We start from the raw sequence: 13,213 nt of genomic DNA, 5'->3' as shown, positions 1-13,213 counted from the left end.
AATCAGGAGGGCGGATGAAGCAACACAGGGCAAGCTGGCTGCGACGCGAAAAGGCCTTTGCCGCCTTTGCTACTGGTCCACTGCTTGATTTCTGGCACAGCCGTGAAGAGTGTGAATTCACTGGCGTTGGAAACCTGACATTGCGCTATGTCCGGTTCATTTCACCGCAACATAAACGCGTCATCCTTATCGTGCCGGGGCGCATCGAAAGCTACGTTAAGTATCCCGAACTGGCTTACGATCTTTTTCACTGCGGCTTTGATGTGATCGTGCTCGATCATCGCGGTCAGGGGCGATCGGATCGTCTGCTGGATGACTCTCACCGCGGGCATGTGGTGGAGTTCAGCCATTATGTTGATGACCTCGAAACGCTTTATCTCAAAGAGATTGTGAGCCGTCATTATCAGCAGCGCTATGCACTGGCTCATTCGATGGGCGGCGCGATTTTGACGCTCTTCCTGGCGCGTCAGCCCGGTGCATTTCATGCCGCCGCGCTGGTGGCTCCCATGTTTGGGATTGCGTTGCCGTTACCCGCTTTTCTGGCGCATAAGATTCTTGACTGGGCGGAAAAGCGCCCCGCTGTGCGTGAGGGTTATGCATTAGGCACAGGGCGCTGGCGGGCGCACCCTTTCGGCATCAACCGGTTAACGCACAGCCATGAGCGCTACCGCCGCAGTCTGCGTTTTTATGCGGATGATCCGGCTATTCGCGTGGGCGGACCTACGTATCACTGGGTCAGAGAAGGGATTCATGCCGGGCGCAATATTCTGAGCCAGGTGGATAACATTACGACTCCGTTGCTGGTGCTGCAGGCCAGTGAAGACAGCGTGGTGGATAATCGCTCGCAGGATCTGTTTTGTGACGCGATGGCGGCAGCCGGTCACCCCTGTCAGGGCCGGACACCGCAGGTTATCAGCGGCGCGCGCCACGAGATCCTGTTTGAAAAGGACAGCATGCGCGCCGAAGCGCTCAATACCATCGTCGATTTCTTTTTATCGCAGCATTAGTTCGCAATTTACATTACCGGCTACGGCCAACCGACACCGATACCCGAGGTTTTCATGTACCACATTGTTGTGTCCGATCTGGATGGCACACTGCTTTCTCCCGAACATCGCCTGACCGCCAATGCGCGCGAAACGCTTCAGCAACTGGTCGCGCAGGGCATTCACTTTATTTTTGCCACAGGCCGTCATCACATCGATGTCGGGCAAATGCGTGACAAGCTGGGGATTCCGGCTTACATGATTACGTCAAACGGCGCGCGCGTTCACAATCCGGCAGGGGAGCTGGTTTTTAGCCACAATCTGGACGCGGACATCGCCCACGATCTGTTTGGTCTGCAGTATCATCATCCGGACGTGCTGACGCATGTTTATCGCGACGATGAGTGGTTTGTCAGCCGCTGCAGTCCGGCGGAGAAGGATTATTTTCGCGAGTCCGATTTTCACTATCAGGTTTATGAGCCGGGCATGCTGCCGACGGATGGCATCAGCAAAGTCTTTTTTACCTGTGAAGAACCGGAACACCTTGTCCCTATGGAGCAGGCCATCGAAGCACGCTGGGGCGACAGGGTTAACGTGAGTTTTTCGCTGCCGACCTGCCTCGAAGTGATGGCAGGCGGCGTGTCAAAAGGCCATGCCCTGGAAGCGGTGGCAAAACAGTTAGGCTTTACGCTTAAAGACTGTATTGCGTTTGGTGATGGTATGAATGATGTCGAAATGCTGAGTATGGCAGGCAAAGGCTGCATTATGGCTAACGCCCATCAGCGTCTGAAAGACACCTTACCTGAACTGGAAGTGATTGGCAGTAATGCCCAGGATGCCGTCCCGGAGACGCTGAGAACACTCTATCTGTCGTAATCCGAAAAGAAGGCCGGTAAGCCGGCCTTCTGGCAAAGCCGTTATGCCCTTTTTTGCTTATGCCGGTGCTCGCTGACCATGGTTAACAGCAACAGCACTACCGCCATAACGGCGCCGGCAATCATCACGATGAATCCGCCATCCCAGCCGAAGTAATCGACGGTATAGCCTACAATGGCGCTGGCCGCGACTGAGCCACCCAGATAACCGAACAGCCCCGTAAACCCGGCAGCCGTGCCAGCCGCTTTTTTGGGTGCCAGCTCCAGCGCATGCAGACCAATGAGCATTACCGGTCCATAAATCAGAAAGCCAATCGCGATCATGCAGGCCATGTCCACACCGGGATTGCCCGGCGGATTTAGCCAGTAGATGACGGTAGCAGCGGTAACCAGCGTCATAAAAAACACCCCTGTCGCACCACGGTTGCCGCGAAAGACCTTGTCTGACATCCAGCCGCACAACAGCGTACCGGGAATGCCCGCATACTCATAAAAGAAGTAGGTCCAGGAGGACTTATCAAGCGTGAAATGCTTTACTTCTTTCAGGTAGGTTGGTGACCAGTCGAGGATGCCGTAACGCAGCAGGTAGACAAACACATTTGCCAGAGCGATATACCACAGCAGTTTGTTGGGCAGGACATACTTCATAAAGATTTGTCTGGCAGTGAACTCTTCCTCATGACTTTCGTTGTAATCCACCGGATAGTCGTTTTTATAGGCCTCAATCGGCGGTAATCCACAAGATTGCGGCGTATCGCGCATCAGGGCAAAGGCCAGAATCGCAATGGCGATCGCCCCGAAGGCGGGCATATATAGCGCGGCTTTCCAGTCGTTGAACCACGCCATCCCCAGCAGAAACAGCAGGGGCGGAATCCCGCCGCCGACGTTATGCGCACAGTTCCACACAGAAACGATGCCGCCGCGCTCCTTTTGTGACCACCAGTGGACCATAGTGCGTCCGCAGGGCGGCCAGCCCATTCCCTGAAACCAGCCACAGATGAACAGCAGTACGAACATCACCATAATGCTGGAGGTTGCCCAGGGCACAAACCCCATAATCAGCATTACGGCAGCCGCCAGCGTTAAGCCGGCAGGTAAGAAGACCCGTGGATTCGACCGGTCTGACACCGAACCCATAATAAATTTGGAAAAGCCATAGGCGATGGAGATGCCTGAAAGCGCAAAACCCAGATCGCCGCGTGAGAAGCCTTGTTCAACCAGGTAGGGCATCGCCAGGGCGAAATTCTTTCGAACCAGATAGTAGGCCGCATAGCCAACGAAAATTCCGATAAAGATTTGCCAGCGCAGGCGACGGTAGCGTGGATCGATACGATGATCTTCGACCCGGGGCTGGTGTGGTGCAGGTTTAAAAATACGCAACATAGCGGTGGCCCTCCAGGGCGCATTATGATTTTGATTCCCGGCAGGTTGGGCAAAACTCAAGAAAACGGCGATCAGGATGCGCCATTTCGCGCAGAGAATAGACAGAGATACGTGGCTTTACTGTGATGAATGACAAATCTGTTACAGATTTATGACAATCTGGCGCGAAAAGCTCAGGCCGATGCGCTGATGCGCACATTTTTCTGCTGACAGGATATGCCCGATGAGAAGATAAAAAGTCTGACCGGGAAATTAATGCGTAACTGCCTGGTTAATGCACAGATGTCAACCAGATAAATCTCCCTGCTGTGCGGACATTGTTTACACTGTCGCTCTGTTTATTTCGGGGTTGTTACCGTGCTTTTATTGATTGTTACTACCATTCTGTGGGCTTTTTCATTCAGCCTGATTGGCGAGTATCTTGCCGGTCAGGTTGACAGCTGGTTTTCGGTGCTGATGCGCCTGGCGCTGGCGGCCGTGGTATTTTTGCCTTTCCTGCGCTGGCGCGGCTATCGCCCCTCTACGCTCCTGCTGTATATGCTGGTAGGTATGCTGCAACTGGGCATCATGTATTTACTGAGTTTCGAAGCCTATCTCTATCTGAGCGTGTCTGAATTCCTGCTGTTTACCGTGATGACGCCGCTGTACGTCACGTTGATCTACGACGTGATCAGTCGACGGCCTCTGCGCGCAGGGTACATTTTCAGTGCGTTGCTGGCTGTGGCGGGCGCGGCAATCATTCGTTATGACAAAGTCAGCGATAACTTCTGGTTCGGCCTGTTGCTGGTACAGTTAGCCAATATTTGCTTTGCAGCAGGTATGGTGGGCTACAAACGTTTGCAGGAAACCCGTCCTGTGCCGCAGCACACAGCCTTTTCGTGGTTCTATCTGGGCGCGGTGCTGATTGCGGTGGTGGCCTGGGCCGTCTGGGGCAACCCGCATAAACTCCCGACCACCTCACTGCAGTGGGGCATTCTGGTCTGGCTGGGCGTGGTGGCGTCCGGACTGGGTTACTTTATGTGGAACTACGGTGCTACACAGGTCGATGCTGGCACGTTAGGCATCATGAACAACATGCATGTGCCGGCAGGCTTGCTGGTCAACCTGGCGATATGGCAGCAAAAGCCACACTGGCCAAGCTTTATTGCCGGTGCGCTCGTGATAGTAGCGTCCTTGTGGGTCCATAAGCGCTGGGTGGTCGGTAAGAACAATCAACAGTGAAGAAACAAGGCATCGCCGCGCATCGACGTCAAAAGTAGCAGGCCGCTCAGTCTGTTGCGATCCCATGGCGGACGGGGGGCGCGTCGGCAGAAGGCGAGCAAGACGACGTCTGCTCGCCCGGCAGAGCGGACCGCATTGTTATCCCGGTGCGCTTTCTCCGGCGGGACGAGCGTAAGTCGGCGGCTGGTTTAAGCGGGCTTAACTGGCGCAGGGCGATGAATCATCGTCAGCCCCTTGAGGAAATTACGCAGAATCTGGTCACCGCATTCACGATAGTTTTTGTGATCCGGTTTACGGAAGATCGCGCCAATCTCCGCCTGAGAGACGGTGAAGTTGGCTTTTTTCAGGATATCAGGGATGTCGGTCGTTTTCAGATCAAATGCAATACGCAGCTTTTTCATGAAAATGTTGTTATTCATCTTACGCTCGATGGAAGGCGCAGGGGCATCCTCACTTTTCCCACGGCGATGAAAGATTAAGCCATTCAGGAAATAGCCCATCAGGACATCGGGGCAGGGGCGAAATGCCGCATCCTCATCTTTTTTCAGCCAACTGGTGATATCGGCCTGAGGAACCTCGCACTCCGCTAAGGCAAAAATCGCCACCATTTTGGCATCGTTCAGATCGAGCATATAGCGCACGCTGCGCAAAATATCGTTGTTAGTCATGGTGAGATCGTCTCAAGGTCAGTCAACAGGCTGCGCATTATAGGGGATTTTGCCCGCCGCCGCGCAGCTTTGTCGCTCATGCGGCTAAACGGCTGCAGGATGCGCGGCATTCCTGACAAAAGGCAAATGTTCACAGGCATGCTGACGGGCAAAATGGATAAAGGCTTCCAGCACAGGCTGACGCTGCTCGCCGTCACGCACGGCGGCATAAAGCCGACTCCATAATCCCTCTCCCAGTGTTTTCGTGATCACTAACCCCTGTTTTTCAAAGCTCTCCACTACCCAGTGTGGCAGTGCGGCAATGCCCATGCGCGCCGACACCATCTGAATCATCAACAGCGTGTTATCCACATTTTTCAGTGCAGGACTGATGCCCGCGGGCTGAAGGAAATGACGCCAGATATCCAGCCGCTGACGCTGCACCGGGTAAATCATCAACACTTCGTCGGCCAGTGCGTCAGGGGATATATGTTCGACCTGAGCCAGAGGATGATCGGGTGCCAGCACCAGGCGCACTTCGAAATCGAACATCGGTGAATAGAACAGGCCCGAGCGCGGCAGAATATCGGACGTTAAAACGATATCCAGCTCACCCTGTTGCAGTGCAGGTTGCGGATCGAAGGTCACACCTGATTTAAAATCCATCACCACCTGTGGCCAGCTCTGACGAAACTTATCCAGTGCCGGCGTAAGCCACTGAATGCAGCTATGACATTCAATGGCAACACGAAGCGTAGTCTGTTGCGGCTCATGGCAGGCCTGAAGCGCCTGCTGAATTTGCGGCAGAATCTGTTCCGCCAGCTGCAACAGAATTTCGCCCTGCGGCGTGAAGCGCAATGGCTGGCTTTTGCGTACAAACAGGCGGAATCCCAGCCGCTGTTCCAGATCGCTGAACTGATGTGACAACGCCGACTGCGTCTGGTGAAGCTGGGCGGCCGCGGCGGCCAGCGAGCCGGTATTCCGCAGAGCCTGAAGCGTCCGGAGATGTTTGAATTCGATCATGAGGGTCCTTCACATCGAAACTGAATAATTTGCGCTTGAGAGACATACAGTACCCGCAGAATATAGCGGTGTAAACATCTGGACGGCTAAACGTGACTGGCGATCAGACTGACCCAGGCATTTCTGGAGAATAGCAAATACCAATCCATAACCCTACTCCTGGCTTTTCACGTACAGGTGTGCGGCGCGAGCTGAAAAATGAGTATTTGCTTATCCAAACGGAACGGACCGGAGGGTGACGACATTCACTCAAGAAATAGCAGAAAAAATGAGGCGCGTTATGTTGCTGCAGAACGGCTATGGGACACTCCGCAATCCAGCCTGAAAACCCACCAGGCTTGTGAGCAGGGTTAACGCGGAAAAGCTCTCAGATTTGCGGGTGTTGGATGGCGACGTCGGGAGTTTGGGCGCTTACGCGCCCTTTTTTATCACTCAGTGGATGCGACACCGTACTGCTTAAACCAGACTAACATACGTGCCCAGCCGTCTTTTGCCGATTCGGCATGGTAGCTCGGACGATAGTCGGCATTAAAAGCATGCCCGGCATCGGGATACACAATGATCTCTGCCTTTGCGTTTGCAGCATGTAAGGCCTGGCGCATCTGCTCCACGCTTTCCAGCGGAATGCCGTCATCCTGACCACCATACAAACCCAGCACAGGCGCGTTCAGATCCACAGCAATATCGATAGGATGTTTTTGCTGCTTCATGGTTTTTTCCCCTACCAGGCGACCATACCAGGCCACGGCAGCGCGAAGTTGCGGGTTGTGTGCCGCATAGAGCCAACTGATGCGTCCGCCCCAACAGAAACCGGTAATTCCCATCCGCCGGATATCGCCACCGTTGCGGGCCGCCCAGTTAGCGGCATGATCGAGATCCGCCAGTACCTGGCTGTCAGGCACCTTGCTGACCAGTTCTTTAAACAGCGTAGGAATATCGTTGTAGTCGTTGGGGTCGCCTTCGCGGAAGTAAAGCTCTGGCGCGACAGCCAGATAGCCTTCCAGCGCCAGACGACGACAAATGTCGCGAATGTGTTCATGAACGCCGAAAATTTCCTGCACGACCAGCACAACAGGCAACGGCCCGTCTGCTGACTGCGGTTTCGCGTAAAAAGCCGGAAGATTTTCACCCTGACTCGGAATAGACGTCTCACCGGCGTGGATGGCCGGGCTGTCGGTAATAATGGTGGTCGAAGCCGTGGGCTGAACTGCCGGAGCAAACGCGCCTGCGGCTGATTTTTGTGTCATATTATCGTCGGTTTTCATCGTTATCTCCGTGCAAGCGTATGCGCAATCACGTAACTATAGCCTGGGCATTTATTACTGGTTCCGGGCAATGCGTAACAGAGCTTATAACCTTTAAAATACACTTCTCTTTAACATTCTCATGCTGCCTTCCACATCACCATATGTAGCATTACGGAAGGTCTGAGATAAATGTGTGATATTAATCACTAAAAATTTCACCGAAAATGTAACTTTCATTTTCTTGAGTGAAACCAGTCACACATTTAACCCGTCGGGTAACGTAAAGTGGCGTACTGTTTTTCCTTAACCCGGAGTCTGATATGACACAGTCTGACGTTTTCCATCTTGGCCTGACGAAAGCCGACCTGCAGGGGGCGACACTGGCCATTGTTCCTGGCGATCCGGAACGTGTAAAAAAAATTGCCGGACTGATGGACGATCCCCGGCACCTGGCTTCCCATCGTGAGTTCACCAGCTGGCTGGCTAAGCTTGACGGTAAACCCGTCGTGGTCTGTTCTACCGGGATTGGCGGACCTTCCACCTCCATTGCCGTCGAGGAGCTTGCTCAGCTTGGCGTGCGCACTTTCCTGCGTGTAGGGACAACGGGCGCCATCCAGCCGCATATCAATGTTGGCGACGTACTGGTCACGACGGCGTCTGTACGCCTGGACGGTGCCAGCCTGCACTTCGCACCAATGGAATTTCCGGCCGTCGCCGACTTTACCTGCACAACGGCCTTAGTGGCTGCGGCAGAAGCCTGCGGTGCCAAAACCCATATCGGGATTACCGCCTCATCTGATACCTTCTACCCCGGCCAGGAGCGCTACGACACCTTCTCGGGGCGCGTCGTGAACCGTTTTCAGGGCTCTATGCAGGAGTGGCAGCAGATGGGCGTCCTGAACTATGAGATGGAATCGGCGACGCTGTTAACCATGTGCGCCAGTCAGGGCCTGCGCGCAGGCATGGTGGCGGGCGTGATTGTTAACCGCACGCAAAAAGAGATTCCCGATGCAGTGACGATGAAGCAGACCGAAAGCGATGCCGTCAAAATAGTAGTTGAAGCGGCGCGTCGCTTACTCTAGCCCTTCGTTTGACAGACAGGCCGGCTGTCCGGCCTGTCATGGCCTTGTCTTTACGTCTCGTCTTCCCCCTTCAGTAAATATATCTGGACATTCATACAGTGCGAATTTACCTTTTTCCTCAATAGCCTGACCAGCGGGGAGAATATGGATCAGCACATCATTATCAGCATCTGCCTTGGGCTCGCCGGCCTGGGTGTTGGCTGGATACTGGCGCAAATGCGTGTCAGTCATCAGTTAGCCAGCTTTACCACAGAGCGCCGTCTGCTTAACGAAGCACAACAACGTCAGCAACAGCACATCGAGCAGCTCCAGCAGCAGCTGCAACAGCGCGAACAGGAGTTGAGACAGCTTCATGGATCATTAAGCGGAGCCAATGAGCGCCTGCAACAGCTGGATTACTGGCGTAATGAGAGCGAGCAACTGACACGAGAGCTGCGCAATCAGCTGGAGGTGAACAGCGCGCAGGAAGCCGAGCTGCGTGAAGTGACCATCCGTCTTGAGGAAACCCGTTTTGCAGCGGAAGAGAAGCAGCGCCTGTTGACCAACAGCGAGCAGCGGCTTAGCGCGCAGTTTGAAAACCTGGCTAACCGAATTTTTGAAAACAGCGGTCGCCGCGTTGATGAGCAAAACCGTCAAAGTCTGAACAGCCTGATTGGGCCGTTGCGTGAACAGCTCGATGGCTTTCGGCGGCAGGTTAATGAGAGCTTTGGCGCGGAAGCGCGTGAACGCCATACACTGACCCACGAGATTCGTCAGCTACAGCAACTGAACGCGCAGATGGCCCAGGAAGCGCTCAACCTGACCAAAGCGCTCAAAGGCGACAACAAAATCCAGGGCAACTGGGGCGAGGTGGTGCTGAGCCGGGTACTGGAAGCGTCAGGGTTGCGTGAAGGCTATGAATACGATATCCAGGTCAGCATGCAGAACGAGCAGCAAAGCCGCATGCAGCCCGATGTCATCGTCCGGCTTCCCCAGGGGAAAGATGTGGTGATCGACGCCAAAATGACGCTGGTTGCCTACGAGCGGTATTTCAACGCGGATGACGACATTGAACGTGAACAGGCCATTCAGGCGCATATCAGTGCCGTACGCGGCCATATCCGTTTGCTGGGCCGTAAAGATTATCAACAATTGCCCGGTTTACGCTCACTGGATTATGTGTTGATGTTTATCCCGGTTGAACCGGCGTTTTTACTGGCAATCGATCGGCAGCCAGAATTAATCGGCGAAGCGCTCCAGCAAAATATTATGCTGGTCAGTCCGACCACGCTGCTGGTCGCACTGCGTACCATCAACAATCTCTGGCGCTACGAGCATCAAAGCCGCAATGCGCAGCGAATTGCCGAGCGCGCAGCCAGGCTTTACGACAAAATGCGCCTGTTTGTTGATGATATGAGCGGTATTGGTCACAGCCTTGATAAGGCCCAAAACAGCTATCGTGAAGCGATGAAGAAGCTGGCAGAAGGGCGGGGGAATTTGATCGCACAAACGGAAGGCTTCCGTGACTTAGGTGTAGAGGTTAAACGCGCTATCAATCCCCATCTGGTCGAACGCGCGATGCCCGAAAATGAGCACGACAGTATGCCCGGTAACGACCAAAACGCAGACGAAAGTTGTGAGCGGGTTCGGCACCTCCACGAATAAGCAGGTCGCCAACGTGCCTGACCTCCGTGACTCTGATACACTTCCATAAGTATTGTTTGTGGAGCAGGTAAAACCGATGGCAGATGAATCACAGCAGGAAACTACCCATTTTGGCTTTCAGACCGTCGCCAAGAGCGAGAAAGCCGACAAAGTCGCGGACGTGTTTCATTCCGTAGCGGCGAAATATGACCTGATGAACGACTTAATGTCGTTTGGCGTCCATCGCGTCTGGAAGCGTTTTACCATCGACAGCAGCGGTGTGCGTCGCGGTCAGCGTGTCCTGGATCTGGCCGGTGGAACCGGCGATTTAACCGCAAAATTTTCACGGCTGGTGGGCGAGACCGGGCAGGTTGTTCTGGCTGACATTAACAGCTCTATGCTGAAAATGGGCCGGGAGAAGCTACGAAACCTCGGTATCGTCGGCAATGTCAGTTATGTTCAGGCCAACGCCGAAGCGCTGCCGTTTCCTGACAACTACTTCGACTGCATTACGATCTCTTTTGGCCTGCGTAACGTCACGGAAAAAGAGAAGGCGCTGGCGTCGATGTTCCGCGTGCTGAAACCGGGTGGACGCTTGCTGGTGCTGGAGTTCTCGAAACCTGTTATTGAGCCGCTGAGCAAAGCCTACGATGCCTACTCGTTCCATATTCTGCCGCGCATCGGCCAACTGGTTGCTCAGGATGCAGAAAGTTATCGCTATCTGGCCGAGTCCATCCGCATGCATCCCGACCAGGAAACCCTGAAAGCGATGATGAACGATGTGGGATTTGAAAACACCACCTATTCAAATATGACGGGCGGCATCGTGGCACTTCATCGTGGGTTTAAATTTTAACCATTATGGCCATGACCTTAACCCCCGTCATCACTGCCGGTATTGAAACGGCGCTAAACCGTATTCTCTACCGCGATCGTGGTCTGAAAAGCGCACGTCAGCGTTTAGCAGGCAAGGTACTGATGTTGCGTTTGAGTGAGCTATCCTGGCCGCTGGTGCTGGTGTTCAGTGAGCAACAGCTGGATGTCCTTAGTGACTGGCAGGACAGCAGCGACTGCACGGTCATTACGCAGCTTAAGTCGCTGCCGAAGCTACGCGATCGCCAGCAACTGACGACGCTGATTCGCAGCGGTGAGTTACAGGTCGAAGGGGATTTGCAGGTGGTGCAGCAATTCTCTGCGTTGATGGATCTGGCTGAGCTGGATCCTGCCGAATACCTGGCCCCCTGGATCGGTGATATCGCCGCGCAAGGGATCAGCCAGGGTGCGCAGCGCGCATTTCGCTTGTTTAAAGCAGAAACGCAGCGACGTCAGGATTATCTCGGTCAGGCGTTGACGGAAGAGTGGCGCGTTGCGCCAGGTGCGCTGGAATTTGCCTGGTTCGCTGAGGAAGTTAGCGCGATGGAACGTTCGCTTGAGGCGCTTAATGCGCGTCTGGCACAGCTGGAGGCGAAATGAGTTTTGGAGAGATCCGCCGGTTATATTTCATTATCAAGGTGTTTCTGACATACGGACTTGATGAACTGATTCCCCAAATGCGCATTACTCTGCCGCTTCGGCTGTGGCGGCGGTGCGTGTTTTGGATTCCTAACCAGCACAAACACGAACAGATGGGCATTCGGCTGCGTCTGGCGATGGAACAGCTGGGCCCCGTCTGGATCAAGTTTGGTCAGATGCTGTCCACGCGGCGTGACCTGTTTCCCCCGCAGATCGCCGATGAACTGGCTATTTTGCAGGACCGGGTTGCGCCCTTCGACGGCGTGAAAGCCAAAGCACAAATCGAAGCTTCCATGGGGGCACCGATTGAGTCCTGGTTTGATGACTTCGATATCACCCCACTGGCTTCTGCCTCTATTGCGCAGGTTCACACGGCAACACTGAAATCCAACGGCAAAAAGGTTGTCATTAAGGTCATCCGCCCGGATATTCTGCCGGTGATCAAAGCCGATATGAAGCTGATCTACCGCATCGCCCGTTGGGTACCGCGCCTGCTGCCGGATGGTCGCCGTCTGCGTCCGGTTGAGGTGGTGCGCGATTATGAAAAAACGCTGATCGACGAATTAAACCTGCTGCGCGAAGCGGCCAATGCCATCCAGCTGCGGCGTAACTTCGAAAACAGCCGCATGCTGTATGTTCCCGAGGTTTACTCCGACTACTGCAGCGAAACCATGATGGTGATGGAACGCATCTACGGTATTCCTATCTCCGATGTGGCGACGCTGGAGCAGCATGGCGTTAACATGAAACTGTTAGCCGAACGCGGCGTACAGGTGTTCTTCACACAGGTTTTCCGCGACAGCTTCTTCCATGCAGACATGCACCCTGGCAACATCTTTGTCAGCTATGAGCATCCAGAAGACCCGCAATATATCGGCATCGACTGCGGGATTGTCGGCTCGTTGAACAAGGAAGATAAGCGCTATCTGGCCGAAAACTTTATCGCCTTCTTTAACCGGGATTACCGCAAAGTGGCAGAGCTGCATGTTGACTCTGGCTGGGTACCGGCAGATACCAACGTGGAAGACTTCGAGTTTGCCATTCGTACGGTGTGCGAACCCATCTTTGAAAAACCGCTGGCTGAAATTTCATTTGGTCATGTGCTGCTAAACCTATTTAACACGGCGCGACGTTTCAATATGGAAGTGCAGCCACAGTTGGTGCTGTTGCAAAAAACGTTGCTCTATATCGAAGGGATTGGCCGGCAGCTCTATCCGCAACTGGACTTATGGAAAACGGCGAAACCGTTCCTTGAAGACTGGATTAAAGATCAGATTGGTATTCCGGCGATCATTCGCGCAGTGAAAGAAAAAGCGCCCTACTGGGCAGAGAAACTGCCCGAGCTGCCCGAGTTGTTCTATGACAGCATGCAGCAGCATAAGCAGTTACGTCTTAGCGTCGATAAACTCGTGAACGATTTGAGTGTCCAACGTACACGTCAGCATCAGGCGCGTTTCCTGTTTGGCGTCGGTGCCACGCTGCTGATTAGCGGTACAGCGGTACTCCTCAGCAGGCCTGAGTGGGACCTGTTTCCGGCGGCATTAATGGCGGCAGGTTTTGTCAGTTGGTTAATCGGCTGGCGCAAGACAAACTGATTGTCACTCGCGGCTGAAA

The 13,213-nt window shown here is 54.1% G+C and carries 12 protein-coding genes; 8 read left to right on the top strand and 4 right to left on the bottom strand.

The annotated features are described in order from the left end of the window. Positions 1 to 14 precede the first annotated feature (14 nt). Both pldB and yigL read left to right on the top strand, forming a co-directional pair. Positions 15 to 1,007 carry a lysophospholipase L2 gene (gene pldB / locus GC090_RS19445; RefSeq protein ID WP_006121462.1) on the top strand — a complete coding sequence of 331 codons (993 nt, stop codon included), beginning with the start codon at positions 15 to 17 and terminating at the stop codon, positions 1,005 to 1,007. Between the two features lie 54 nt (positions 1,008 to 1,061). Beyond that, a complete protein-coding gene (gene yigL / locus GC090_RS19440; protein ID WP_033737375.1) occupies positions 1,062 to 1,862 on the top strand; it encodes a sugar/pyridoxal phosphate phosphatase YigL in 801 nt (266 codons plus the stop codon). A gap of 41 nt (positions 1,863 to 1,903) precedes the next feature. Here yigL and glpT read toward each other — a convergent pair whose 3' ends face one another. Beyond that, the gene (glpT, locus tag GC090_RS19435; protein ID WP_324020649.1) at positions 1,904 to 3,244 is read right to left on the bottom strand and encodes a glycerol-3-phosphate transporter; all 1,341 of its coding nucleotides are present in this window, start codon (positions 3,242 to 3,244) and stop codon (positions 1,904 to 1,906) included. Positions 3,245 to 3,601: 357 nt separating this feature from the next. Here glpT and GC090_RS19430 point away from each other — a divergent pair, with 357 nt between their 5' ends. Continuing rightward, positions 3,602 to 4,465: a carboxylate/amino acid/amine transporter gene (locus GC090_RS19430; RefSeq protein WP_006121466.1), complete on the top strand. Its 864-nt coding sequence runs from the start codon at positions 3,602 to 3,604 to the stop codon at positions 4,463 to 4,465. 188 nt (positions 4,466 to 4,653) lie between these two features. Here the strand turns inward: GC090_RS19430 and GC090_RS19425 are convergent, their stop codons facing one another. The 3 genes from GC090_RS19425 to GC090_RS19415 all read right to left on the bottom strand — a co-directional run bounded on the left by GC090_RS19425 (position 4,654) and on the right by GC090_RS19415 (position 7,400). Beyond that, positions 4,654 to 5,133, bottom strand: coding sequence for a YehS family protein (locus GC090_RS19425; RefSeq protein WP_033737377.1), 480 nt, complete (start codon positions 5,131 to 5,133; stop codon positions 4,654 to 4,656). 84 nt (positions 5,134 to 5,217) lie between these two features. Then, entirely contained in the window at positions 5,218 to 6,135 is a 918-nt protein-coding gene (gene metR / locus GC090_RS19420) for an HTH-type transcriptional regulator MetR (RefSeq protein ID WP_006121468.1), read from the bottom strand. Positions 6,136 to 6,563: 428 nt separating this feature from the next. Beyond that, positions 6,564 to 7,400, bottom strand: a complete 837-nt coding sequence (locus GC090_RS19415; RefSeq protein WP_282498308.1) for a dienelactone hydrolase family protein — start codon at positions 7,398 to 7,400, stop codon at positions 6,564 to 6,566. A gap of 302 nt (positions 7,401 to 7,702) precedes the next feature. Here GC090_RS19415 and udp point away from each other — a divergent pair, with 302 nt between their 5' ends. The 5 genes from udp to ubiB all read left to right on the top strand — a co-directional run bounded on the left by udp (position 7,703) and on the right by ubiB (position 13,194). Continuing rightward, a complete protein-coding gene (udp, locus tag GC090_RS19410; protein ID WP_006121470.1) occupies positions 7,703 to 8,464 on the top strand; it encodes a uridine phosphorylase in 762 nt (253 codons plus the stop codon). A 144-nt stretch (positions 8,465 to 8,608) separates the two neighbouring features. Then, positions 8,609 to 10,108 carry a DNA recombination protein RmuC gene (rmuC, locus tag GC090_RS19405; RefSeq protein WP_033737379.1) on the top strand — a complete coding sequence of 500 codons (1,500 nt, stop codon included), beginning with the start codon at positions 8,609 to 8,611 and terminating at the stop codon, positions 10,106 to 10,108. Between the two features lie 76 nt (positions 10,109 to 10,184). Next, complete coding sequence (gene ubiE / locus GC090_RS19400) at positions 10,185 to 10,943, top strand: bifunctional demethylmenaquinone methyltransferase/2-methoxy-6-polyprenyl-1,4-benzoquinol methylase UbiE (protein ID WP_033737381.1); 759 nt, start codon at positions 10,185 to 10,187, stop codon at positions 10,941 to 10,943. Between the two features lie 11 nt (positions 10,944 to 10,954). Next, positions 10,955 to 11,560 (top strand): ubiquinone biosynthesis protein UbiJ, encoded by a 606-nt coding sequence (ubiJ, locus tag GC090_RS19395; RefSeq protein WP_039339260.1) that lies wholly within the window; start codon positions 10,955 to 10,957, stop codon positions 11,558 to 11,560. Beyond that, positions 11,557 to 13,194 carry a ubiquinone biosynthesis regulatory protein kinase UbiB gene (gene ubiB / locus GC090_RS19390; protein ID WP_006121474.1) on the top strand — a complete coding sequence of 546 codons (1,638 nt, stop codon included), beginning with the start codon at positions 11,557 to 11,559 and terminating at the stop codon, positions 13,192 to 13,194. Before ubiJ ends, ubiB begins: the two co-directional genes overlap by 4 nt. Positions 13,195 to 13,213: the final 19 nt, after the last annotated feature.

Origin of the sequence: Pantoea sp. JZ29 (genome assembly GCF_035190385.1) — a bacterium.
In the GTDB taxonomy this organism is placed as follows: domain Bacteria; phylum Pseudomonadota; class Gammaproteobacteria; order Enterobacterales; family Enterobacteriaceae; genus Pantoea; species Pantoea stewartii.
The sequence above is the reverse complement of the archived record's forward strand: the minus strand, read 5'-3'. Positions and strand labels throughout refer to the sequence as shown.